General features: G+C 71.8%; 20 protein-coding genes and 1 pseudogene. 16 read left to right on the top strand and 5 right to left on the bottom strand.

Going from position 1 to position 23,918, the window contains the following annotated elements; all coding sequences use genetic code 11:
- A pseudogene (locus PV682_RS26840) lies at positions 1–88 on the top strand (transposase); the annotation flags it as partial.
- Positions 89–117: 29 nt separating this feature from the next.
- Here PV682_RS26840 and dapA read toward each other — a convergent pair.
- Positions 118–999, bottom strand: coding sequence for a 4-hydroxy-tetrahydrodipicolinate synthase (gene dapA, locus PV682_RS26835; protein ID WP_319734217.1), 882 nt, complete (start codon positions 997–999; stop codon positions 118–120).
- A 163-nt stretch (positions 1,000–1,162) separates the two neighbouring features.
- Here dapA and PV682_RS26830 point away from each other — a divergent pair, with 163 nt between their 5' ends.
- The 4 genes from PV682_RS26830 to PV682_RS26815 all read left to right on the top strand — a co-directional run bounded on the left by PV682_RS26830 (position 1,163) and on the right by PV682_RS26815 (position 3,443).
- Positions 1,163–1,288 carry a hypothetical protein gene (locus tag PV682_RS26830; RefSeq protein WP_276312118.1) on the top strand — a complete coding sequence of 42 codons (126 nt, stop codon included), beginning with the start codon at positions 1,163–1,165 and terminating at the stop codon, positions 1,286–1,288.
- Positions 1,285–1,941: a hypothetical protein gene (locus PV682_RS26825; RefSeq protein WP_112474136.1), complete on the top strand. Its 657-nt coding sequence runs from the start codon at positions 1,285–1,287 to the stop codon at positions 1,939–1,941. Before PV682_RS26830 ends, PV682_RS26825 begins: the two co-directional genes overlap by 4 nt.
- A gap of 126 nt (positions 1,942–2,067) precedes the next feature.
- A complete protein-coding gene (locus PV682_RS26820; protein ID WP_319734213.1) occupies positions 2,068–2,697 on the top strand; it encodes an ArsR/SmtB family transcription factor in 630 nt (209 codons plus the stop codon).
- Between the two features lie 11 nt (positions 2,698–2,708).
- Positions 2,709–3,443, top strand: a complete 735-nt coding sequence (locus PV682_RS26815) for an SRPBCC family protein (RefSeq protein WP_319734211.1) — start codon at positions 2,709–2,711, stop codon at positions 3,441–3,443.
- 4 nt (positions 3,444–3,447) lie between these two features.
- On the opposite strand, the gene PV682_RS26810 is transcribed toward PV682_RS26815, so the two are convergent.
- The 3 genes from PV682_RS26810 to PV682_RS26800 all read right to left on the bottom strand — a co-directional run bounded on the left by PV682_RS26810 (position 3,448) and on the right by PV682_RS26800 (position 6,847).
- Positions 3,448–4,446, bottom strand: coding sequence for a toll/interleukin-1 receptor domain-containing protein (locus tag PV682_RS26810; RefSeq protein ID WP_319734209.1), 999 nt, complete (start codon positions 4,444–4,446; stop codon positions 3,448–3,450).
- 194 nt (positions 4,447–4,640) lie between these two features.
- A complete protein-coding gene (locus PV682_RS26805; RefSeq protein WP_319734207.1) occupies positions 4,641–5,681 on the bottom strand; it encodes a hypothetical protein in 1,041 nt (346 codons plus the stop codon).
- On the bottom strand, positions 5,678–6,847 hold the full coding sequence (locus tag PV682_RS26800; RefSeq protein ID WP_319734205.1) for a toll/interleukin-1 receptor domain-containing protein: 1,170 nt from the start codon (positions 6,845–6,847) through the stop codon (positions 5,678–5,680). The genes PV682_RS26805 and PV682_RS26800 overlap by 4 nt, the downstream gene beginning before the upstream one ends.
- A gap of 237 nt (positions 6,848–7,084) precedes the next feature.
- Here PV682_RS26800 and PV682_RS26795 point away from each other — a divergent pair, with 237 nt between their 5' ends.
- The 7 genes from PV682_RS26795 to PV682_RS26765 are packed head-to-tail and all read left to right on the top strand — an operon-like array spanning position 7,085 to position 16,283.
- Entirely contained in the window at positions 7,085–7,264 is a 180-nt protein-coding gene (locus tag PV682_RS26795) for a hypothetical protein (RefSeq protein WP_055723503.1), read from the top strand.
- Positions 7,254–8,492 (top strand): FxsB family cyclophane-forming radical SAM/SPASM peptide maturase, encoded by a 1,239-nt coding sequence (locus PV682_RS26790; protein WP_319734201.1) that lies wholly within the window; start codon positions 7,254–7,256, stop codon positions 8,490–8,492. The genes PV682_RS26795 and PV682_RS26790 overlap by 11 nt, the downstream gene beginning before the upstream one ends.
- A 45-nt stretch (positions 8,493–8,537) precedes the next feature.
- Positions 8,538–9,308 (top strand): hypothetical protein, encoded by a 771-nt coding sequence (locus tag PV682_RS26785; protein WP_319734199.1) that lies wholly within the window; start codon positions 8,538–8,540, stop codon positions 9,306–9,308.
- Between the two features lie 23 nt (positions 9,309–9,331).
- Entirely contained in the window at positions 9,332–13,276 is a 3,945-nt protein-coding gene (gene fxsT / locus PV682_RS26780) for an FxSxx-COOH system tetratricopeptide repeat protein (protein WP_319734197.1), read from the top strand.
- Positions 13,277–13,297: 21 nt separating this feature from the next.
- Positions 13,298–14,161, top strand: coding sequence for a MinD/ParA family ATP-binding protein (locus tag PV682_RS26775; RefSeq protein WP_319734195.1), 864 nt, complete (start codon positions 13,298–13,300; stop codon positions 14,159–14,161).
- 14 nt (positions 14,162–14,175) lie between these two features.
- A complete protein-coding gene (locus tag PV682_RS26770; RefSeq protein WP_319734193.1) occupies positions 14,176–15,192 on the top strand; it encodes a hypothetical protein in 1,017 nt (338 codons plus the stop codon).
- Positions 15,189–16,283 carry a hypothetical protein gene (locus PV682_RS26765; RefSeq protein WP_319734191.1) on the top strand — a complete coding sequence of 365 codons (1,095 nt, stop codon included), beginning with the start codon at positions 15,189–15,191 and terminating at the stop codon, positions 16,281–16,283. The genes PV682_RS26770 and PV682_RS26765 overlap by 4 nt, the downstream gene beginning before the upstream one ends.
- Here PV682_RS26765 and PV682_RS26760 read toward each other — a convergent pair.
- Entirely contained in the window at positions 16,243–18,060 is a 1,818-nt protein-coding gene (locus PV682_RS26760; protein WP_319734189.1) for an endonuclease/exonuclease/phosphatase family protein, read from the bottom strand. The two genes, PV682_RS26765 and PV682_RS26760, sit on opposite strands and share 41 nt — an antisense overlap.
- A 247-nt stretch (positions 18,061–18,307) precedes the next feature.
- Between PV682_RS26760 and PV682_RS26755 the strand changes: the two genes are divergently transcribed.
- The 4 genes from PV682_RS26755 to PV682_RS26740 all read left to right on the top strand — a co-directional run bounded on the left by PV682_RS26755 (position 18,308) and on the right by PV682_RS26740 (position 23,896).
- Complete coding sequence (locus PV682_RS26755; RefSeq protein ID WP_319734187.1) at positions 18,308–19,723, top strand: hypothetical protein; 1,416 nt, start codon at positions 18,308–18,310, stop codon at positions 19,721–19,723.
- Positions 19,724–19,828: 105 nt separating this feature from the next.
- Positions 19,829–21,262: an alkaline phosphatase PhoX gene (locus tag PV682_RS26750; RefSeq protein ID WP_319734185.1), complete on the top strand. Its 1,434-nt coding sequence runs from the start codon at positions 19,829–19,831 to the stop codon at positions 21,260–21,262.
- A 334-nt stretch (positions 21,263–21,596) separates the two neighbouring features.
- The gene (locus PV682_RS26745; RefSeq protein WP_319734183.1) at positions 21,597–23,177 is read left to right on the top strand and encodes a TROVE domain-containing protein; all 1,581 of its coding nucleotides are present in this window, start codon (positions 21,597–21,599) and stop codon (positions 23,175–23,177) included.
- A 71-nt stretch (positions 23,178–23,248) separates the two neighbouring features.
- Complete coding sequence (locus PV682_RS26740; protein ID WP_319734181.1) at positions 23,249–23,896, top strand: GntR family transcriptional regulator; 648 nt, start codon at positions 23,249–23,251, stop codon at positions 23,894–23,896.
- The last annotated feature ends 22 nt before the right edge of the window (positions 23,897–23,918 follow it).

The raw sequence follows: 23,918 nt of genomic DNA, 5'->3' as shown, positions 1-23,918 counted from the left end.
CATGATCCGCCGCTACATCATCTGGCGAAACAAGCACGCCGCCGACGAACTCCTCCGCGAGGTCGTCAACAGGGCGAACGTTGCCTGATGCGGCACTAGAGGGGGCGGGGGAGGGAATCAGCCGCATTCCTCGTACGCCGCCCGGAGCGCCTTCGTCGTTTCGGGGTCCGCGTTCAGGAGGGGGCGACGGACCGGGCCCGAAGGGAGGCCCAGGGCTGAGAGGAGGGCCTTTGCCGTCACCGTCCCGGGCAGGTCTGAGGACATCATCGACTCCGTGAGAGGGATGAGGCGTTGTTGGGCCTTGGCCGCTGCTGAGGTGTCGCCCGCGTCGAACAGGTCGAGGACGGTGCGGACTTGGCGGGCGGCGGCGTTGGAGATGGTGCTGACGTAGCCGGTGCCGCCCACGGCGTACAGGGCGAGGTTGTGTTCGTCGCAGCCTGCGTAGTAGGCCAAGTCGGTGCGGGAGATGAGCTTTTGGGCGGCCAGGAAGTCGTAGGAGCAGTCCTTGACCGCGACGATGCGGGGGTGGTCGGCGAGGCGGAGGAGGGTGGACGGTTCGAGGCGGGTGGCTGTGCGGGAGGGGATGTCGTAGAGCATGACCGGGAGTTCGCTGAGGTCGGCGATCTCGCGGAGGTGGGATTCGACGGCGGCTTGGGGCGGGCGGCTGTAGTAGGGCGGGGCCAGGAGGATGCCGGTCGCGCCGGACTTGGCTGCGTCCAGGGTGAGTTGGGCCGTGTGGTGGGTGTCCGCGGTGCCTACTCCCGTGAGGATGGGGGTGGTTGGGCCTACGGCTTCCCGGACCGCCCGTACCAGCGCCGACTTCTCCGCGTCCGTCGTCGTGGGGGATTCGCCGGTCGTGCCGGAGAGGACCAGGCCGTCGCAGCCCTCGGAGATCAGGTGAGCGGCCAGGCGCTGCGCGCCGTCCAGGTCGAGGGCGCCGGTCTCGGTGAAGGGGGTGATCATCGCGCAGAGGGCGCGGCCGAAGGCGGTCGTGGTCATGGGAGTAGTGTCGGCCGGGTGATGGTGTAGCTCTACTTAAATCTGCTACCCGGTATTGATTAGCATCCCTTCGCTGAAGCTCGTTCGCTGTGGTGAGGCACTGTGTCCAAACCCCCGTCCGTCCGTCACCATGGCCGAGGGAAACCGCCACAGGGGAGGCAGTATGAAGCTCGGCAGGGCAGTCGCCACCGGGGTCGCGGAAGAGCGGGTCGACGTCGTCGAGGACGAGGTCGAACTCGTCGACGAACAGCGGGAGTCGGCCGTCGAAGAGGTGCCGGTCGGCCGATGAGGCTGCGGCTGCCGGAGGAACGTCCGGATCGGCCGCCGACCGGATACAAGATCGCTCGCCCGGTGCTGTCGTACGACGGCACCGGGGCCGGGTTCACGGGTGTGTCGCTGGGCGGCGCGCTGCCGTACGGGGTGCTGGCGGAGGCGTCGTGCGTGTACGGGCTGCGGCACCGGGCGCCGCATCGGCGCTGTGACTGCGGGTTCCACTGCGTGCACGAGCGGGGTACGGCCGAGGGGCTGCTCTGCGTCGCCGAGAACCGTGACGCGGTGCTGCTCGACGTGACCGTCCTCGGCGCCTACATCCGCTTCGAGTTGGGGTTCCGGTACGCGAGACAGCGTGTCCGCACGATGACCGTGGGGCCCTGTGCCTGTGGCGCACCCGCCGCCGCGCTCGCCGACGCCGGGTGGGGCCGGCCGGGGTGGCTCGGGCTCGCCGCGTCCTGCGCGGGCTGCGTACAGGCCCGTACCGCCGTCTCCCTCGCCTCGTTCGCGCGGCTGGCCGGCGAGGGGCTGCGGGTAGTCGCGCGGGAGGGGAAGGCGTCCGCGCGCTTCGGGGTGCCCGAACTCACCGCGGAGGCCGCGCTGTTGCAGGCGCGGCTGGACTGGTTCCAGAGCCAGTTGTCGCGGCTGGGGGAGGACGAGGGCAAGGCGTAGCGGGACCCCCAGGCAGGGACATCCCCGGATACGGGACACCCCCGGACAGGGGGTGTTCCGTCATGTCCACTCACCGACAAGTATTCTCTCCTAGACAAAAAAAGTTTTCGGTGAGACGGTGGACCCATGCTGGACGTCACCGTGATCGAGAACCCCGAGGCGGCAGCCGCGACGCTGGACCCGATAAGGGCGCGGCTGCTGGCCGAGCTGGCCGCGGGCCCCGCGTCGGCCGCGATGCTGGCCGGGCAGGTCGGGCTGCCCCGGCAGAAGGTGAACTATCACCTCAAGGCCCTGGAGAAGCACGGCCTGGTCGAGCTGGCCGGGGAGCGCCGCAAGGGGAACGTCACCGAGCGGCTGATGCGGGCCACCGCCGCGTCGTACGTCATCTCGCCGCTGGCCCTCGCGGAGGTGCAGCCGGACCCGGACCGCTTCCGTGACCAGCTCTCCGCGCGCTGGCTGCTGGCGCTGGGCGCGCGGCTCGTGCGGGACGTCGGTTCGCTGATCACCGGCGCGGCCAAGGCCCGCAAGGGGCTGGCGACTTACGCGCTGGACGGCGAGGTGCGGTTCGCGTCCGCCGCCGAACGGGCCGCGTTCGTGCAGGAGTTGACGGCCGGGGTGAGCGCGCTGATCCGCAAGTACGACGCGCCGGACGCGGAAGGCGGGCGCGATCACCGGATCGTGCTCGGGCTGCATCCGACGCTCAAGGAGACGCCGTCCCGCACGGGGTCGTCCCCTGCTGAACTGACTGAACACTGAGGAGAGTTGCCATGTCCAAGGGCACGGAGAAGGAATTCGAGATCGTCCGCGAGTTCGAGGTGGACGCGACGCCGGAGCAGGTGTGGGAGGCGGTGACCCGGAACACCGGGGCGTACCTGTGGCCCATGGAGGCGCCCGAGCCTCGCGTCGGGGGGAGCGGGCCGTTCGGGTCGACCGTCACGGCGTGGGAACCGCCGTACCGGTACACGAACCTGAGCGAGGACGTCGGGATGGACGTCCAGTCCCGCAACCAGCTCGACTACACCGTCGAGCCCCGGGACGAGGGGCGGCGGGCGTGGGTGCGGTACGTGCACAGCGGGATCTTCGTCGACGACTGGGAGAACCAGTACGACGGGGCCGGGCGGCACACGGACTTCTATCTGCACACGCTGCGGGAGTACTTGGTGCACTTCGCTCCACGGGCCGTGGCGTTCTCCTCGGCGGAGGGGCCGGCCGCTTCCGCCACGCCGGACGCACTGGCCCTGGTCGCACGGGAGTTGGGGGTCGGGGACGTCGTCGGGGAGCGGGTCACCGTGCGGGGGCCCCGGGAGTTCGAGGCCGTACTCGACTACCGGACGCCGGAGTTCATCGGGCTGCGGACCGAGCGGGCGCTTGTCCGGGTGTTCGGGCGGGGGCGGTGGGGGGCTCCGGTGGGGATCAGCGTGCACGACTTCGGGGACGGGGCGGATCCCAAGGCCGCGGAGGCGGGTTGGCAGGGGTGGCTGGAGGGGGTGTTCGGGAAGTAGGGGGTTACGGCCACCAGGTCTGGGCGGCGATGGTGACGAGGCGGCGTACTTCGCCGACCGTCCTGTCGTCGCTCAGTTCTTCGAGGGCTTCGGCGAGGGCGAGGAGGACGGCCGGCGTCTCTTGTCTCTGGGCGAAGTTGAGCAGGGCGATGACGCGGCTGCGCAGGGTGTTCGAGTCGGTGAGGGGCTCCAACTGGGTGGGGGCGATGAGGAGTCGGACGGATTCCAGCCAGAGTTCGTAGGTCTCGCGGGGGCCGGAGATGGGGGAGCGGATGAGGGCGATGACGAGGTCGTTCTTCTTGAAGGCAGCGACCGGGGTGGCCGGTGCCGACGTCAACTCCGGTGCCGACGTCAACTCCGGTGGCGCCTGCGTCACTTGCGCCGCTTTCACGTCCGGCTCCGCCGCTCCGGCCTGTTCCTTCTCCGGCGCCGTCAGCCCGAACGCCGGTGGGTAGGACGCCGCCGACTCCGCGTCCATCTCCGGCAGTCGGGTCGCCGCCTGCTCGATCATGTGGTCCGTCAAGCCGATCACCAGCTTCTCGTACGCCTGAGGGGCGTCCCGCATCAGGTCGACCAGGCAGCGGTCCGTGTACGCCGCGCCGAGCGTCGCCATCCGGAGCTGCAAGTCGGCGACGTCCTGGGGGAGTTCGCGGCTGACGCCGGTCCAGAAGAGGGGCAGGAGGGCCACCGGTTCCTCCGGCGCCGCGAGCCCTGTGCGGGCCTTGACCACCGCCCACTCCCGTGCGCACCAGGGGCTCGCCAGGTAGTCGTCCGTCAGCAGGACGACCAGGAATCTGGTCCGCCCCAGGGCCGTACCGATCTTCCCGCGCCAGCCCTGGCCGAGGCGCAGGGAACCGGTGTTGAGGAACCCCTCGGTCGGGGCCGAGCGCCCGCGCTTGATCTCCACCTCCCGCTGGAGCCGGGTGTGGAACTGCTCCACCAGGTCGCTGTCGGCGCGGCGTTCGGCGTAGCTGGTGAAGAAGAACGGCGGTCGGTCGGTCATGGATCCTCCCCGAAGTCGTGGGCCTGCACGGCGGGTTGCGGTGGCCGGGCGTGGGCGCGGAGGGCTCCCGCAGAGCCCTGTGCGCCGACTCCCGTTCGCCGACCCCCGTTCCCCGTCGTCCCGTGCGGCCCTCCCCGAGTGTGCCCGAAATGCCCCCGGGTGTCGCCCTGTTCGGGGAACGCGCGGGGACGGTGTCAGCTGTGGCCGTTCGTCCGCCAGTTCTTGATCGCCTTGTCCACCAGGTGGCGTACGACGCGGGTCGCCTCGTTGTCGCCCTGTTCCTCCAGGGCGTCCGCGAGGGCGGTGAGGACCACCGGGGAGGCGGCGGCCTCGTTGACGATGGCGATGACGCGGTTGCGGGCCGAGCCGCCGTCGACCAGCGGAGCGAGCAGCAGGGGTTTCACGGCGAGTTGGATGGACTGGACCCACAGGTCGAAGGTCTCGCGCGTGCCGTTGACGGGGGAGCGGACGATGGCCTCGATGAGGGTGCGTTTGTCGGTGGGGTCGAGGAGGCTGCCGGCGCCGGGGACCGGGGTGCCGTGCGGCGGGGTGCTGGGGCCGAGCTGGTCCAGGTAGCCCTCGTACCCGAACTGGTAGACGATCTCGGCGGTCGTGAGGAGCGTGCCGGGGTGGCCCTTCGCGCGGCGGGCGAGGTGTTCGGCCTGTTCGCCGGTGAGGCTGTCGGCGTGTTCGAGCAGGAGCGCCTCGGCGATCGTCGGGCTGAGTCCGCCGAGGGCGAGGCAGTTGTCGCCCCAGGTGAGGCCCTTGGTGCGGGAGGTGACGAGGCGGTGCCCGGTGCCGGGGAGGAAGTGCTCGTAGATGCGGTCGGGGTCGGAGACGTTGTCGTACACGAACAGCCACTTGCTGTCGGGTCTGGGCTTCGGCGGCCCGCCGGGCGTCCGCGCGCAGCGCTCGCGCAGCTCCTGCTCCTGCGTCTCGATCAGGGCGAGCAGCCGGTCGTCGTCGGTCTCGCCGAAGCACTCGAACCACCAGGCCACCTCGTAGCGCCGGGTGAACCGGCGGCAATAGGCGATCGCCATCTGGGTCTTGCCGAACCCCTGCCCCGACTCGGCGTCGTGCAGCAGGACATGGCCGTACCGCGAGAACAACTTGGTGAGCTGGGCGATCTGTTCGTCCCGGCCGGTGAACGGCAGCCCCAGTTCGGGGATGTTGGATATCGGCGGCGGTGCCGTCGCCGAGCGGGCCGAGCGCGGCAGCGGCAGGGGCAGGGTCACCGCGCGTCTCCCTCGCGCTGCCCCGGTACGGTCGGGCCCGCGTCGTGGACCATGTCGCGCAGGAGCTGGGCCTGCCCCTCGTCCGAGCCGGTGAGCTGGACGACCGGAACGCCCCGGCGCACCAGCAACGGCCGTGGCTCGGCGTCGATCTGAACGGGGATCAGATCCGCCGCGTCCTCGCCGAGGAACACCTCCTCCCACTGGTAGGGGTCGGGCGCGCCGGCGGTGAAGTAGCTGCGCGAGAACACCACGACGATCCGCGAGCCCTCCTCCCGCGCCCGCGCGACCGCCTCCGACAGCGGCTCCAACTCCGTTCGCCAGCGCACCTGGTGGACGACCGAGCCGGTGTCCTCCTCCAGCACCTCCTGCATCCAGTCGGCCCACGGCTGGTCGGCGCCGACGTAGCTGATGGCGACGGACCGCAGTTCGGCGGCCGGGCCGCCCGGCGGACCACCGCCCCGGTGGCCGACGTCGGAGTAGCTCAGGTAGCCGCCGCCCGCGGAGCCATGGGCCACCAGGTCGCCGCCCGGGACGGTCCGGCGGACGTGCGCGGCGGACGCGGGCGCCAGCGTCGTGCCGAACGCCGGTGCGACCGTGCGCAGTTCGTCCCCTTCGAGGGGGCCGAGGCCGAAGTGCCGTACCATCGCGATCCGCCGCGCGAGCAGGCCGAGGAGAGCGACGTACAGGTCTCCCGCCTCGGGCAGCTGGGACTGCATCAGCCCCGACAGGCCCCGCCGTTCGTACAGCCGGCCGGCCTCGGAGTCGGCGCCGCGCAGCTCCGCGAGGAACGGCCAGGGGTCCGGCGTGTCCCCGGGGCGTTCGCGCGGGGGCACCGGCTTCCACACGAGGGGGATCAGGCAGTCGGCGAGCGGTTCGTGCGTGAGGTACTCCTGGCCCCGGATGCGGCGCCGGAACACCGCCCACTCCAGGCCGCAGTCGCCGTCGCGGAAGTACTCCGGGGAGTACAGCGCGACCATCACGCCGACCTGCGCGACCCCGCTCTGCAACACCGGGCCCGAGCCCGTCTGCGGTCCGAGGACGCCGGCCACCCACAGGCCCTCCTGGGCCTTGAGCCGGTACTCCAGGTCGGCGTGGAAGCGGCTGAGCGACGGCCAGCCGTCACCGCGGGTGCAGCTGGTGTAGAAGTAGTTGACGGATCGATCCACGCGCCCCTCGCAGACTGCCGCCGGTCGGGCCGGGACCCCCCGCTCTTCTTGAGGATAGGCTTCCCAGGCCGCCCTGGGTACAGTGAAGAGTGCCTGGCGGGCGCACACGTCAGGCGTACGGGCACACGTCAGGCGTACGGGGAGATATTCGCCGACGTCTCACGAGTCCCGGACTTTAGCAGGGTCCAAGGCCGGTCCCGGCGCGAGCGCGGGGGCTCGGGGGGAACGGAGTCTGGCGTGAAGAGCACCGAGAACGGCCGCGAAGGCAGGCGGGAACGGGGCGAGTTAGCCGAGCTGGCCGGGGCTGTGCCCGCCGACCGGCTGTCCGGCCTCGCGCGCTCCCCGATCGTCGAGGCACTCCTACGCCGGACCAGGAGCGGCCCGCAGACCCCGCCGGGGTGGCACAGTGCCGTCTGACACGCGACCCGCCACCACCCAACTCCCGGTCACCTTCTCCCAGTTCGTCGTCAAGCTGCACTCCCGCTGCGACTTCGCCTGCCCCGACTGCTACGTCTACGCGCTGCGCGACACCGGCTGGACCACCCAGCCCCGCGCGATGCCGTACGCCGTACGGGAGTTGACGGCCCGTCGGATCGCGGACCACGTCCGCGCGCACCGCCCGCCCCGGGCCCGCGTCATGCTCCACGGCGGCGAACCCCTCCTCGCGGGCCCGCGCCGCCTGGCGCACTTCGCGCAGGCGCTGCACGACCGGTGGCACGGCCTGGACACCCCCCTGGACCTCGTCGTCCAGACCAACGGCGCCCAGATCACCCCGAGTTGGCTGGACGTCTTCCACCGGTACGGCATCCGCGCGGGCGTCAGCCTCGACGGGACGCGGGAGGCGCACGACCGGCGCCGGCGGCGCGCGTCGGGCCGGGGGACGTACGACGACGTACTGAAGGCGCTGGAGCTGCTGCGCGCACACCCGTCCCGGTACGCCGGACTCCTGTGCACGGTCGACCTCGAAGCCGACCCGGTGGAGACCTACGAGGCCCTCCTGAAGCAGCAACCCCCGTCCCTGGACCTCCTGTTGCCGCTCGGCACCCGGCAACACCCGCCGCCCGGCCTGGAGTCGGGGGACACGCCGTACGCCCGCTGGCTCGCGGCGGTCTTCGACCGCTGGTTCGACGCGCCGGTCCGCGAGGTCCCGGTACGGATGTTCGACTCGCTGGTGGACGTCCTGCTGGGCGGGTCGAGTGGCACCGAAGTGTGGGGAGTCGGCGGTTCCGACGTCGTCGTGATCCAGCCCGACGGCGCCATCGAGCAGAACGACATCCTCAAGGCCGTCCACGAGGGAGCCGCGAGCACCGGCTTCCGGGTCGCCCGGCACAGCCTCGACGAGGCCGCCGCGCACCCGGGGTTCGCGGCCGAGCGGGCGGGGATCGGCGGGCTGTGCGGCGAGTGCCGGGACTGTCCCGTCGTACGCGTGTGCGGCGGTGGGCTGCGGGCGCACCGGTACCGGACCGCCAACGGGTACGACAACCCGTCCTGTTACTGCGCCGACCTCAAGGCGTTCATCGCGCATGTCCGCGAACGCGTGCACGACAGTCTGCTCGCACTGGTGAAAGACCGTCACAACCCCGTTACAGAGCAAGGGAATCCCTCTACCATGGGGATGCCCGCCGGGGTAGAGCCGTTGCATTGATCAAAGGGAACGCAAGGGCCTGGGCCGGGCCGGGGGGAGGCGAGCATGGTGCCGTACTTCTACGTCAGCCATGCGGTCGAGGGCGCGGGGCGACGGGACGTCGAGCACTTCCACGCGGATCTCCAGACCGAGATCCGGGGGCGCACCGACCGCGCGCCGGGATACGACGGACTCCTCGCCGACCACCGCCGCGGCGACCTGGCGCTCGCCCCGCCGGCCGAGGTCCCGGCGATGAACTGCCGTTGCCTGGTGGTCCTCTACTCCCAGGAGTACTTCCGCAGCCCCTCCTGCACCTACGACCTCTCGGTCTTCGAGGAGCGGCTGAGCTGGCGCCTGCACCGCACCGGCGACGCCTCGGTGCGGCCGGTCGGGGTGGTGTGGCAGAGCGCGGGGCTGCCCGCGCGGCTGGTGGAGGAGACGGCCCGGCAGGCGGGCCGGCCCGCGGGGACGGACTATCCCCGCACCGGAGTCGGGCAGTTGATCCGCGACCCGGCCGCGCGCGGCGGCTACTTACGGGTGTTGCGCAACGTCGCGGACCGGGTACTCTCGGCGGCGGACCGAACACCTCCCACCATGACCGCACATGATGTCGGGTACCTCACTCCTTTCCGGGCTATGTCCCGTACGTCTGCCGTCTCATGGGATGTGCACCTTGCCCCCGTACCGGTACCGTGGCTGAGGCGCACCGGTACGCCACAGGAGACGGCCCCCCAGGGGACCGCGATCGAGCGGCCGGACTCGCCCCCTCGCACCAGATCCTGGTTCTCCTCCCCGGCGGACGGTGAGCGTCCCGTCCTCCGCGGACCGCATGGCTGACGCGCACCTGTGGAGCAGCATCAATGAGCAGCGTGGAGCCGGAGCCGCCCGGCGCCGAGGCCGCCCATGAACCGGCGACCGTAGTCACGTTCTACTCCTACAAAGGAGGCGTGGGACGCACGATGGCCCTGGCCAACGTCGCCTGGATCCTGGCGACCGAGGGCAGCCGCGTGCTCGTCGTCGACTGGGATCTGGAGTCCCCCGGCCTGCACCGCTTCTACCATCCCTTCCTGAACGACCCGGAGCTGGGCCGCACGACGGGCGTCGTCGACATGGTCCAGGGCTACGGCCGGGACGTGGAGGCCCTGATCCGGCAGCAGTTGGACGAGGACACCTTCGAACAACGCCTGGCCGGACTCCTGTCGACGCACACCGACGTCCTCCCGCACCGCGACACCATCCGCTGGAGCGACTTCCGCACCCCGGGCACCATCGACTACCTCGGCCCCGGCGTCCAGGACGACCAGTACAGCGAACGCGTCGCCTACTTCGACTGGGCCGCCTTCTACGGCCAGCACCAGGGGCGCCGCTACGTCGGGACGCTGCGCGAACGGCTGCGGCAGGGGCCGTACGACTACGTCCTGATCGACAGCCGCACCGGGCACTCCGACAACGCGTCCGTGTGCACGCTGTGGCTGCCGGACGTCGTCGTCGCCGGGTTCAACCTGAGCAACCAGTCCATCGAGGGCACCGCCTCCGTCGCCCGCCAGATCCACCAGCAGGCCCGCGAGACGGGGCGGGAGATCCGCATCCTGCCCGTGCCGATGCGCGTCGAGCACGCCGAGCCCGGCAAGGCGGGACGCAGGCGCGCCCACGTGGAACGGCAGTTCGCCGGACTCGTCGCCCCCCTCACCACCGGCTCCCTCGACGAGTACTGGGGCCAGGTCGAGGTCCCGCACCACCCGGCGTTCGCCTACGAGGAGACCCTCGTCCCCTTCACGCTGCGCCCCGGCACGAAATCCCTCCAACTCGACGCGTACGTACGGATCGCACAGGAGATCACCCGGGGCAAGATCTCCTGCGTCCGCCCCGTCCCCGAGCCGCTGCGCCTGACGTTCGCCGAGCGGTTCGAGGAGGTCCGCACCCCCGGCCGGCGCACCGCGCGCATCGTGCACGCCGCCCCCGACCGGCTGTGGGCCGAGTGGATCCGCGGCGTCCTCGCCCGGCTCGGCATCAGCTGCGAGACGACCGCGCAGTGGGACCCGCGCGCCATGCCGGCCGACGCGAAACCCTCGTACACCATCCTCGTCGTCTCACCCGCGCTCCAGTCAGCGCCCGAGCTGGACGCGGTGATCCAGCAGCACCTGAGGGCCGCCGGGCGGCTCGGGTCGGGGGACCGCACCGACTCGATCGTCGCGGTGCGGGTCGAGGAGACCCGCGTCCGGCCGCCGCTCGGCGACCTCAAGGGGCCGCACCTCCAGAACCTCGGGGAGCACGAGGCCGAGGAACTGCTCCTGGAGCACTTCGCGCAGAACGGGCAGGCCCGCACGCCGGGTTCGGGCGGGGTGCGCTTCCCCGGGCAGAACCCGAAGATCTGGAAGACCCCGCCGCGCGGCGCCACCTTCCAGGGCCGCGAGGAGCGCATCGGCGACCTGCGCGACGCGTTCCCGCCAGGCCGCTCCGTGCCCCCGGCGATCCTCACCGGCCCGCTCGGCGTCGGAAAGAGCCGCATCGCCCTGGAGTTCGCCTACCGGTTCGCCCCCGACTACGACGCGATCTGGTGGCTGCGCGCCGACACCGCCACCTGCGTCCGCGACGAACTCGCCGCCCTCGGCGAACGGTTGGGCGTCGCCCGGCGCTCCGCGACCGACGCCGTCGCCCGCACCCTGAACGCCCTCGCCGGCGGCTGGGGCGACTACCACCGCTTCCTGCTCGTGTACGACGACGTACGCAGCCCCGCGGATCTCAACGGGCTTGTGCCCGGCGGGGGTTCGAGCCACGTCCTGATCACCTCCGACGCCGCCGACTGGCACGCCACCGGCCGCCCCGTCGAGATCGGCATGCCCACCGAGGCCGAGGCGTGCGAGCAACTGCGCCTGCACTTCCCGGGGTTGCCCGCCGACCTCGCCCGCGACATCCTCGCCGTCTGCGGGCACCTCCCGCAGACCGTCGAACAGGCCGCCGCCTACATCAAGAACGCCGGCCCGCCCCTGCGCGAGGCCGTCGCCGCCTACGCCCTCGCCATGCGCACCTGCGCCGAGGGCGGCCGGTCCGACGCCGCCGCCGAACCCGGCTACCCGGCCGCAGCGCACGCCACCTGGGCCGTCTCCATGGAGTCCCTGCGCGCCGACCACCCCAGCGCCGAACGGTTCCTGCTGCTGCTCGCCCACCTCGCCCCGACCGGCGCCGCCCTCGACGTCCTGCGCAGCCCCGCCGCCCTGCGCTGGCTGTGCCCCGAGGAGGAGCCCACCGGACCCGCCACCGCCGGCCGCGCTTTCCACGCGCTCGGCCAACGGGCCCTGGCCCGCACCGACTTCGGCGTCGGCCGCGTCGTCGGCGACCCGATGGGCCTGCGCTTCCTGCGCGACGCCCTCACCGCCGAGGAGTTCCAGCAGTCCCGCGCCGCCACCCAACGCGTCCTCGCCTCCCTCGTCCCGCCCGACCCGGAGGCCGACGAGGAGCGCCACCAGCCGGTGTTCGAGGAACTCGACCAGCACGTCGACCCCAGCGGCGCCGCCCTCAGCGACGACACCGACGTACGCCGCTGGCTCGTGGGCCAGGTACGCCACCGGCGCCTCGCCCGGCGCCTCGACCCCGCCCGCACCCTCGCCGAACAGCTCCTGGAGACCTGGACCGAGCGGCACGGCGACCTCGACGCCACCGACGACATCCTCACGCTCCGGCTCGCCGTCGAACTCGGCAACGTCCACCGCGACGCGGGCCGCTTCGCCGACGCCGAACGCGTCAACCACCGCGCCCTGAACCGGCTGCGCGCCCAACTCGGCCTGGAACACCCGTACACGCTGCGCAGCGCCACCGGCCGGGGCGCCGAACTGCGCGCGCTCGGCGAGGTCCAGGACGCCTTCGCCGAGGACCAGTCGACCGCCGACATCCTCAGCACCGTCTTCGGCGCCGACAACCCCTACTCCCTGATGGCTTTCCTGAACCTCGGCCTCTCCCTCGCCATGGTCGGCATGACCGCCGAAGCCCTCGACCTGCACCGCGAGACCTACGAGCGCAGCCGCCGCGTGCTGGGCATCACCCACGAACTCACCCTCAGCCTCGCCGTCCAACTCGGCTGCCGCTACCGGGAGTCCGGCGACTACGCCACCTCCCTCGCCCAGCTGCGGCAGGCCTTCGCGGACGCCGAACGCCACCACGGCGAGTCCGACCCCGTCACCCTCTACGCGGGCCGCGCGCTGGCCGCCACCCTGCGCCGCACCGGCCGCCACGACCCCGACCGGCTGCGCACCGCCCGCAAGTGCGACGCCGACGCCATGGCCGGCTGGCTCGCCTACGCCGGACCCGACCACCACGAACGCCTCGCCGCCTCCCTCGCCCTCGCCGCAGACCTCAGGCTCCTCGGCGAACACGCCCAGGCCTGCCGCCTCGCCGAGGAAACCGCACGCGGGTACGCGAGCTGGCACGAAGGCCACCCCTTCCACCGCATCGCCCAGGTCGACCTCGCGCTGTGCCGGCGCTCCGCCGGCATCCTCGACGGCGTCGCCGAACTCAGCGAGCAGGGCTGGCGGGGCCTCGCCGAAACCCTCGGCTCCGACCACCCGTTGACCCTCATCGCGGCCCTCGACCACGCCAACTGCCTGGTCTTCGTCGGGGAGTCGGCCGCCGCCCTCGAACTCGACCGGCGCACCTACGAACGCCTGAGGGTCCGCTGCGGCGACCACCACCCCCTCACCTCGTTCGCCGCGACCAACCTCCAGGACAGCCAGACCCGCGCCGGCGAGAGCGGCGGCAGCGGGCCCGGCGGACAGCGCATAGAGCTGGACATCGACGTGCCGTACATCTGAGCCACCGAGAAGGGCAAGACCGTGAGGAACGGGCGGGAATGGGGGCAGCCCTGGTCGGCCGCGGTGCTCTCACCGTGGCGCGGCACCGGGGCGAGCCTCGTGACGGCCACCGCCGGAGCGCTGATCGACGCCGAGACGGGACCCAAAGGACAGGACGTCGTCCTCATGGACGCCGACCTGGAGAGCGCCGGACTCACCTCGCTCCTCGGCCCCTGGCAGCGCGGTCGCGGCGACGAACAGTGCTGCGGACTCCTCGGGTTCGCCCGCGAGGAGAAGATCGCCCTGCGCGACCGGGTCGCCCAGCCGATGCTGCGCGAACTCTGCTCCCGGGACGGCCGCAGCAAGAACATGAGCCTCTTCAACGGCCTCAGCGGCAGGGGGAGTTCGGCGTTCGCCGGGCGCCCCGACCTGCCCGACATCGTCGGCCGGGCCGCCGAGAGCCTCGCCGAGGTCGCCGGCTGCCTCCTCGTCGACTGCGGCACCGGCTGGGGGCCGTGCGCACGCCGGGTGTGCGAGAGCGTCGAGTACGTCTTCCTCGTCGGCCCGCCGGACGGCCGTACCCACCCCGCCGTACGCGAACTCACCGCCCACCTGGAGCGCGCGGGGCTGCTGGGCAAGCTCGCGGGATACGTGGCGAACAGACCCGGTCCCGGTCCGCGACTTCCCGGCCACAATTCGACAAACGGGGTTGGAGGCACGGCTTCCAGGGACACACTGGCAGTACGAACCGTTCTCGACCTGCCCTACGACCCCCGAGCCGCGCAGACCGTCGCCCAGGGGGCGCTGCCCGGCCCGCGGAGCCCCTTCGGCAAGGCGTTCCGCGAGGGCCTCGAAGCGCTCGAACCCGACCTGTTCCGCACCGGCTTCGGCCCAGGCGGCCACTGAGGAACCGAGGAGGCGTGGTGGACACCGCGGACCCCGACCGAACCGACACCGCCACCAGGACCTCGGTGGTGACCCCGCTGCGCCTGCGCGCGGCCCATGTCACCGCCGCCAGCGACGACTTCGTCGAGATGTGCGCCGAGGCGCTGCACTCCGAGGGGCTGCACCACGTCGCCGCCTACCACCGGGGCGTCTACAACTACTCCGTGGACATACTGGAGTCGGTCGCCGAGGACGCCGTCGTCGACCGCGAGCTGTACATCCGCGTCGGACGCCAGCTCAACTTCCTGCTCGGCCGGATGGACCGCGCCCTGCGCCCCGCCGAGAGCGGACGCCTCATCCGTACGGTCCTCAGACTGGGCGGGGCCTCCGTCTTCCACTACTACGTCCGCCCCGGCGAGTACCTCACCGGTGTCTCGCTCGGCGCCGAGCACGACGAGTCCGGCGACCGGGCGATGGCCCGCCTCGCCGTCCGGTTCGCCGAGATGCTCCGCCAACGCGGCCCGAACTACGGCGGGTTCGACGAGGACGGCTTCAAGGGGGCGGTGCCGGCAGGCCGTTCGAACAGCCCGACCACCGTCACCGAGGCCCTGCACACCGACCGCTCCGGTGCCGTCGGACCGCACCCCGAGACCCTCCTCACCGCCTGCGCCGCCGCCCTCTCCGCCGAGGACCTGCACTACGTCGCCTACCACGACCCGTCCGGCCACCTCGCCGTCGACGTCCTCGAACTCGCCCAGCTCGCCCCCTACTTCCGCAACATCGGCCGGGACAGCCGCCGCGACCGCTACCAGGACATCGCCCAGCGGCTGCCGTTCGTCGTCGCCCGCCTCAACCACTCCCTCAAGGCCGTCCTGCCCGGCCGCCTCACCCGCACCGTCCTCGACGTCGACGAAGGCGCCCTCTACTACGCCGCCGTCGGCGACGGGTCCTTCCTGCTCGGCGTCACCCTCAACCAGGACCGCGTCTTCCACGCCGACCTGAGGATGGCCGAGCTGACGGCGGCCGTGGAACGCGTCCTGGCGTCCGGATGAGGCAACTCGGCCTGCTGCTGGCGCTGTTGGCGGCGGGCTGGGCGGTGGGCAACGGCACCGGCGCGGCCGGCGGCTCCGGCGCGTTCCTGTTCGCGACGATGCTCCTGCTCGCCGTCGGACTCTACGGCAGCACCTCCGACATCTCCCTGCGCGAGGCCCGCGAGCACCTGGGGCTGATCGGCCTCGCGGTGACGGTCGGCGTCGTCGCCAAAGCGGCACTCATCGCTCTCGCGCTCTGGGCTGTCGTGAGCGATCCCGCCTACCTCGTCCTCGCCGTCACCGTCGCCCAGGTCGACCCCCTCTCCGTCGCCGCCCTGCGCGACTCCTCCCGCATGTCCCCGCGCGCGAAGACGATCCTCTCCGTCTGGGCGTCCTTCGACGACCCCGTGACCGTCCTGCTCACCGCGTTCACCGTCCCGCTCGTCGCGGACGGCGAGGGCATCGGCGGCTCGGCGGGCGGCTACGCGGCCCAACTCGGCTGGAGCGCCGCCTTGGTGGCGGTCGCCGGGGGCGTCTGGTTCCTCGTACGCCGATGGCGCGGGCGGCTCGCCGACGTCGCCGGGGCCGTGCTGGTCGCGGGGATGCTGGTGCTCGCCGCGTCGTACACGCTGATGCTGGGGATCGCGGTCGTCGGGCTGTTCTTCCGGCCGGAGTTCCTGGGGCGCTGGGTCCCCCAAGTGACCAAGGCCGCCTACGCGGTGGCCGCGTTCCTGCTCGGGATGCTGCTCGTCGGAGGCGTCGGCCTCGGGTACGGGGTCGTCCTCGGTGCCGCCGCGTTCGCCGCGCACGCCGTCGTCGCCGCCGCCTTGACCCGCCGGCTCCCGCGCACCGACCGGGTGCTGCTCTCGCTGGGCCAGCAGAACGGGGTCACGGCGATCGTCCTCGCGCTCTCCCTCGAACCGGCGTTCCCGCGCGCGCCGGGGATCGTCGCGCCCGCGATCGTGACCGTCAACCTCCTGCATTTCCTGGCCAATTCGGCTGTGGGAAGGACAGGGAAGGGCGACGGCCCGGCCCTCCGGCGGAAGAGGGGACCGGGCCGTCGTACCCGTTCTACGGCCGGAAGCGCAGCACCTGCGGGTCGTGGTCGCTGATCTGGTCGTGGAACTCCGCGTTGACGTGCACGGAGTCGTAGTCGAAGGCGCAGGACCGGCGGATCGAGGGGCTGATCAGGATCTGGTCGAGGACCTGCGCGTTGCCCTGGTAGACGTACGAGTAACGCTCGTTCTTCGGCAGGGACTTGATCGCCGACCAGAGCGCGCCGTCCGACTCCAGGATCTGTGCGGTGCCGGAGAACTCGAAGTCGTTGATGTCGCCGAGCGCGATGACGTCCGCGTTCTTCTGGGTGTCCAGGATGTTCTTGACGAACGCGTTGACCAGCGTGGCCTGTTGGTGGCGCTGGACCTCCGAGGAGCGGGCCGGGGGCTGGTACTGCGAGGTCAGAGCCTGGTCGCCGCCCTTGGAGTTGAAGTGGTTGGCGATCAGGAAGACCGTCTTGCCGCGGAAGGTGAACTCGCCGACGAGCGGCTTGCGGCTGTTCTTCCACGCCTCGTCCGCCGGGGCGATCCGGCCCGGGGAGACGGTGAGTTCGGCCTTGCCGCGCACCTTCGTGACCCCGACGGCCGTCGTCGCGTCGCCGCCCGCGCGGTCCGTGAAGGAGACGCGCTCGGGGTTGAAGAGGAACACCTGGCGGATGTTGCCGCCGGGCTCGCCGCCGTCCTGGCCGTCGACCGGGGAGATCGAACGCCAGTCGTACCTCGGACCGCCGGCCGCGCTGATCGCGTCGATCAGCTTGGCGACCGTGACGTCGGCGGCGGTCGTGCCGTCGTTCTTCGCGCCGTTGTCGTCCTGGATCTCCTCCAGGGACACGATGTCGGGCGACTTGAGGTTGTTCACGATCGCGGACGCGTGCGCGGCGAAGGTGGTGTCCGAGGGGTCGAGGTTCTCGACGTTGTACGTCGCGACCGCCAGCTCGTTCCGCGCCTGCTTGCGCGTCGACTCGCGCTGCACACCGGCGCTCTTGAGCGTGCCGAGCCTGCTCGCGACGAGGGTGTAGCCGCCGAACTGGTTGTAGTCGAGGGGGCCGGCCGTCTCGCCCTTGAGGGTGTCACCGACGTTCGCTTCGGGGAAGTCCGCGGTCGCGCCGAGCGACTGGATCTGGAGCCGTCCGGTGTTCTGCGACGTGTACGAGCCGTACACCGTGCCGCCCCGGCGGTTCGCGTTCTCCCACGGCTTCACCGTCACCCACAGCTCGGTGAACGGGTCCGTGGCGCCGACCACGCGGGCGTCGGCGACCTGGACGTTCATGCCCTCCAGGGACTCGTAGTAGTCCAGGGCGTACTTCTTCGGCTCCAGCGTGAGGCCGTTGACCGAGCCGCCCGGCGCGGGCGCGTACGCGGCAGGCACCGAACGGGCGCTGATCACGACCGGCGCGGGGAGCGCGTTGCCGCTGGAGACGACGGTGGTCGTCGGCTTCGTGATCTCGGTGATGGCCTGGTTCCCGGAGGCGGTGCCGCCCGGGACGAACTCCGAGACCGTTCCCGTGACCGTGACCGCGTCGCCGACCGCGACGCCCTTCGGGGTGGAGCCGGTGAAGACGAAGACGCCCTCACTGGTCGCCGGGTTTGCGTCCGGGTTCGGGTCCTGGATCCAGAAACCCCGGGACGAGCCGTACGTACGGATGCCCGTGACGATGCCGGGGACGTCCGTGACCTGCTGCCCGGCGTACGGCGAGATCCGGGTGGTGCCCTGGATGTCGTGGACGCGGACGGTGTCCGCGTGCGCGGGCGAGACGAGGACGACGGTGGACGCGGCCGAGCAGACGGCGGCGACGGTGAGCGCGGCGAGACGCGCGGACGACTTGCTGGGCAAGAGATCCCTCCGGGGCGGGAATGGGGCGGGGCAAGGACGGCACAGCGCGTGGGGGGAGTGCGGGTGACGGTGAACAGTCGTTCCCAGTTTTCTACGCGCGTCAATCTCGTTGCTGATCTCGCCAGTTGTCAAGGTTTGAGCCATGTACGGGGGCTGACGGGCAGGTGAACCGGGCGACAGAGGGCGAATCCCGTCTAGGCTTCGGGGTGAGGCACTTACGGGTTGTACCGCTGAGGAGAAACAGCCGATGTCAGACAGCTCCCCCCTGCCGCCCGTGCGGCTCGCCACCGAAGCGGAGCTGGCGCGGGACGCCCTCGCCGTACCGCTGCTGGAGCGGGCCGCGCGGCTCGCCCGGTGGGCCGGGCCCGCGACCCGGGTGGACGCCGGGGGCGGGCTCGTGGAGGAGCAGCTGCCGGCCGCCGCGCAGGAGCTGGGGCTCACCGGGGAGGACGCGCCTGCGTACGCCAGCGAAGCGTGGCGCGTCGCCATCGACGCCGGGCTCGTCGAGATCGACGACGAGGAGGCCGGGACCGTCCGTACGGGCGAGGACCTCGCGCTGCTCGGCGGTTCCCCGCAGGACGTGCTGACCGTCTGGCTCGCCGCGCTGGAGACCGTCCTCGCCGACGCCGGCACCCCCGACCTCGACGCGATCATGGAGATGATGGACGAGGGCGGCCGGGTCGACCTCTCCGAGCTGGACTGGGACCCCGAGGCCGAGGCGGAGTTCCTCGACGGGGTGCTCGGCAATCTCTACCTGCTGTCCGTCGCCGAGGACGGGCCCGGCGAGGGGCCCGTGCCGCTGCCCGCCCTCGCCGCCTCGATGATCGTCCCGGGGGACATGGGGGAGCCCACCAACGACGTCCTGGAGCAGGTCTCCGACGCGATGATGCGGCTCGACGACCAGTTCCGGCTCCTTGAGCCGGTCGGGCTCGTCGAGTACCAGCCTGTCGACGAGGCGCTCATGGAGGGCGAGGTCCCCGAGGGCGTCGACGAGACGGACGTCTCGCGGTACGGGATGGTGCGGCTCACCGCGCTGGGGCGGTACGGGCTGCGGGCCCGGCTCCTCGACGCCGGGTTCGTCGTCCCGGCGGTGGGGGAACTCGCCGACAAGGGCGCCGACGCGCTGCTCGACGGGACCGCCTCGTACGGGTCGCGGGCCGCGCGGGCCGAGACCGAGCAGTGGCTCGGGCGGCGCCAACCCCTCGACGCGGCGCGGGAGTTGCTGGCGGCGGCGCGGGGCGCCGACGAGGGCGCTCCGCTGCGGCGGCTGCGGTGCCAGCAGGCGTTGTCGCTCGTGGGGGCGGAGGCGGAGCCGGCCGTACGGGAAGTCCTCGACGACCCCGAGCTGGGCGGGCTCGCGCGGGTGTGGCTCAGCGAGCTCGGCGCCGCCGATGTGCCCGCGCCGTCCGAGGAGATGGTGTTCTGGCTGACCATCGACACAGTCGCCGCGCAACTGGCCGCGGAGGGGAACTCCGAGGAACTCCAGGCGCTGGTGGAGGGGCTCGCCGCGCAGCACGAGGGGTTCTTCGCGGCGGTGTGGCGGGTGGGGCATCCGGCGACCGCCGATGTGCTGGAGGCGATGGGGCGGCTGCACCCGGACAAGCGGGTCGCCAAGGAGGCCCGTAAGGCGGCGTTCAAGGCGCGGTCGCAACAGGGGGGTTGAGGCCACCCGCCCGTGGCGCTTCGTTAAAGCGGCGTTCAAATCCGGGCGGGATCGTGTCGGTGGACCTTCGTGCGCCACCCTCCACCGGCACTCTCAGGAGACATCATGTCGCTCACCCGCAGGGACTTCGCCGCGAGATCCGCGCTCACCGGAGCCGGGGTGGTGCTGGCCGGCAGCGCCGGGGCGCTCGCGTCAGCGCCGAACGCCCTCGCCTCCACGGACGTCGAGAGCGAAGGGTGCGAGCACGGGGGAGTGGGGTACGGGCCGCTGCTGCCCGACCCCAAGGGCCTGTTGGCGCTCCCCGCCGGGTTCTCGTACCGCGTCATCACCTACAGCGGCAGGACCAGGCTGGAGTCCGGCGAGTTCACGCCGTCCAACCACGACGGCACGGCGACCTTCGACGGGCCGCGCGGGACGACGCTGCTCGTCAACAACCACGAGCTGAAGGGGCCGCGCGCCAACTGGGCGCACCCGGTGCCGCTCACCGAGGGCCTCGTGTACGACCCCGCCGCCTCCGGTGGCTGCACGGTCGTCGAGGTACGGCCCGACGGGCGGGTCGCCGAGTGGGTCGGGATCGCCGGGACGTCCACCAACTGCGCGGGCGGACGCACCCCTTGGGGGACCTGGCTGACCTGCGAGGAGAACTCCGACCGGGCCGGCGTGAACGGGATGACCAAGGACCACGGGTACGTCTTCGAGGTCGACCCGATCGACCGGCGGGCCAACCGGGACCCCAAACCCCTGAAGTTCTTCGGGCGTTACGACCACGAGGCCGTCGTCATCGACCCCAGGCGCGGCCACGCCTACCTCACCGAGGACGCCGCGAGCCCCAACGGCCTCCTCTTCCGCTGGACCCCGCCGAAGGGCTTCGAGCACGGCCGGGGCAGGCTGCGCACCCTCGCCGACGACGCCGGCGTCCTCCAGGCGCCCAAGTGCTTCGACTCCGGCGGCACGTTCGTCGACGACCTGTCCCGGGCGACGAGGACCGGCACCGTGTACGGCGTCGACTGGGTCGACGTACCCGACCGCGACGCGAAGACCGTCGCCGTGCGCAAGCAGTTCGCCGACGGCCAGATCACCCGCGCCCGCAAGCTGGAGGGCATGTGGTGGGCGGACGGCGGCGCCTACATCGTCTCCTCCTACGCCCGCTCCGAGAGCCCCGCCCAGCACGACGGGCAGGTCTGGTTCTACGACCCGAAGCGGCGCACCCTGACCCTGAAGGTCCTGCTGGGCGTCAACCCCGACCCCGCGCAGGACGGCCCCTTCGACGGCCCCGACAACATCACCGTCTCCCCCTACGGCGGCCTCGTCATCGCCGAGGACGGCGAGGGCGTCCAGCACCTGTTCGGCGCCACCGACTCCGGGCGCACGTACCCCATCGCCCGCAACGAACTCAACGCCGGGACCGAAGAGGAGCCGGAGTACAGCGAGTTCACGGGCGTCACCTTCTCGCCCGACGGGCGGACGCTGTACGCCAACATCCAGAGCCCGGGGATCATGGTGGCGATCACGGGGCCGTGGAAGCGGCAGAAGCGGTAATTGGTTCGACCTCACCCGGCCGCGCCTCCTAGAGTCGGAGACACGAAAGCACGCACCTCCCGGTGCGCAGACAGCGGTTACTTCTTCCAAAGAATCCGACACCGCAGTCGACTTGATCTCGGGAGGCGCGGCTTGTGGTGGGTGCCCGGTGCGCAGGCAACGGTTACTTCACTGGGCCGGGCGGTTGCGGGTTCGAATCCCGTCGTCGACTTCGGGTCGGCGTAGCTCAATCTGGCAGAGCACCTGATGAGTCCGTCGCCGACTCCTGACCTCGGGCACCCTCCACGCGCCGTGCCTTCCCTCACGACTCACTGAATTTCGGGGGGAATTCACCATGGCCCGCTTCAACACCCGTGCCACGAAGGCGCGGACGACGTCTCCCGTCACCACCACCGGCCGCACCCTGCGCACCGGCGAGGGCGGTCGAGGCCACGAACGAGACCAGCGCTCCGAGCTTTTCCTGCTCGCGGTCGCCAACTTCGTCTCCGAGCACACCTTCTACGAGTCCGGCGCCGACCGCGACAACCGATTCGCCACGCTGGTACGCCAGTTGGCGGTCACCGACCCCGAGTGGACGGCGGGACTCCTCGGCTGGCTGCGCGGCGAGGGCAACCTCCGTACGGCGGCCGTCGTCGGCGCCGCCGAGTACGTGCACGCCCGCCTCGCGGCCGGCGTCACCGAGGGCCCCTCGAACCGCGGCGTCATCGACTCCGTCCTGCAACGCCCCGACGAGCCCGGCGAGTTGCTCGCCTACTGGACGGCGACCCACGGCCGTAACGTCCCCAAGCCCGTCAAGCGCGGGATCGCCGACGCCGTACGGCGGCTCTACCACGCCAAGTCCCTGCTGAAGTACGACACGTCGGCCAAGGGATACCGCTTCGGCGACATCCTGAACCTTGTGCACGCGGCGCCGGACCCGGCGAAACCCTGGCAGGGCGAGCTGTTCCGGTACGCGCTGGACCGGCGGCACCACCCGGAGACGGCCGTGGTGCCTCAGGCGGACCAAGTACTGCGCGCGCACCGTGAGTTGATGGAACTGCCGGTCGAGCGGCGGCGGGCGGTCGTCACGTCGCCGGGCGGCGCGGAGCGGCTCGCGGCGGCCGGGATGACCTGGGAGGCGCTGGCCGGCTGGTTGCAGGGGCCGATGGACAAGGACGCGTGGGAGGCGGTGATCCCGTCGATGGGGGCGATGGCGCTCGTCCGCAACCTGCGCAACTTCGACCAGGCCGGGGTGTCCGACGAGGTCGCCGCGCGGGTCGCGGACCGGATCAGCGACCCCGAACAGGTCGCGCGTTCCCGGCAGTTCCCCTTCCGCTACCTCGCCGCGTACCGGAACGCGCCCTCGCTGCGCTGGTCGTACCCGCTGGAGCGGGCGCTCGGCCACTCGCTGGCCAATGTGCCCGCGCTGCCCGGCCGCACCCTCGTCCTCGTCGACCGGTCAGGCTCGATGTGGTACCGCCTCTCGGAGCGCTCGCAGCTCAACCGGGCCGACGCGGCGGCGATCTTCGGCACGGCGCTCGCGCTGCGCGCCGAGGACGCGGACCTCGTCGAGTTCGGGACGACGAGCCGTCGACTCGCCTTCGACGAGGGGGAGTCGGTGCTGCGGATCCTGGAGCGCTTCGGCGACCTCGGCGGCACCGACACGGTCTCCGCGATCCGCTCCCACTACCGGGGGCAGGACCGGGTGCTGATCGTCACCGACGAGCAGTACGCGTACAGCTCGCACGGCGACCCGACCGAGCAGGTCCCGGCCGGCATCCCGGTCTACACCTGGAACCTGGCGGGGTACCGGGCCGGTCACGGTCCCTCCGGGAAGGCCAACCGGCATACGTTCGGGGGGCTTTCGGACGCGGCGTTCCGGATGGTGCCGCTGCTGGAGAGGGCGCGGAACGCCGATTGGCCGTGGCTCGTCTGAGCGTGGAGGCCCGCACTTCGAGGGAGTGCGGGCCTTGCCCAACATCTGACTGACATTTAACATTTCAATTCATGGAAGCCATAAGACCCGTGGGCCGTACCCTCCTCAGGGACCGGGCCTGTGAAGCCATTCGGGACGCCATCGTCAGTGGGGAGATCGAACCCGGGGCGGTCGTGCGGGACGTCGATCTGGCCGAGCGGCTGGGGCTGTCGAGGGCGCCGGTGCGGGAGGCGTTCGCGCGGCTCGTGGACGAAGGGCTGCTGGAGAGCAAGCCGCAGAGTTATACGCGGGTCACGCCGCTCGTCGCGAGCGAGGTGCGGGACGCCGCCGCCGTCGTGGGCGCGATGCACGAGTTGGCGGCCCGGATCGCCGTAACCCGCCTCACCCTCGCGGACATCGCCACCATGCGCGCCGCCAACGAGCGGTTCGCGGACGCCGTCGTCGCGGGGGACGTCGACGCGGCGCTCCTCGCGGACGACGAACTGCACGACGTACTCGTCCGGGTGGGCGGCAACCGCGCCGCCGCTGCCACGATCGCCCGCTACACGCCGCTCATCCGCCGCCTGGAGCGGCGCCGGTTCGGCGAGGGCGGCAACTGCCGTTCCGCGGGGCTGCACGAGCAGCTGATCGACGCGTGCGAGGCCGGGGACGTGACCGGGGCGGTGCGGGTGACGGCGGAGATCTGGCGGGGGCTCGAAGAACTCGCCGACCTCGTCTGAGAGTTCGGGCCGCCGTCGAGAG

The sequence above is a fragment of the Streptomyces niveiscabiei genome, assembly GCF_033794345.1.
Taxonomy (GTDB): Bacteria; Actinomycetota; Actinomycetes; order Streptomycetales; family Streptomycetaceae; genus Streptomyces; species Streptomyces niveiscabiei.
Note: the sequence above shows the minus strand (reverse complement) of the source record. Positions and strands in the feature narration are given on the sequence as shown.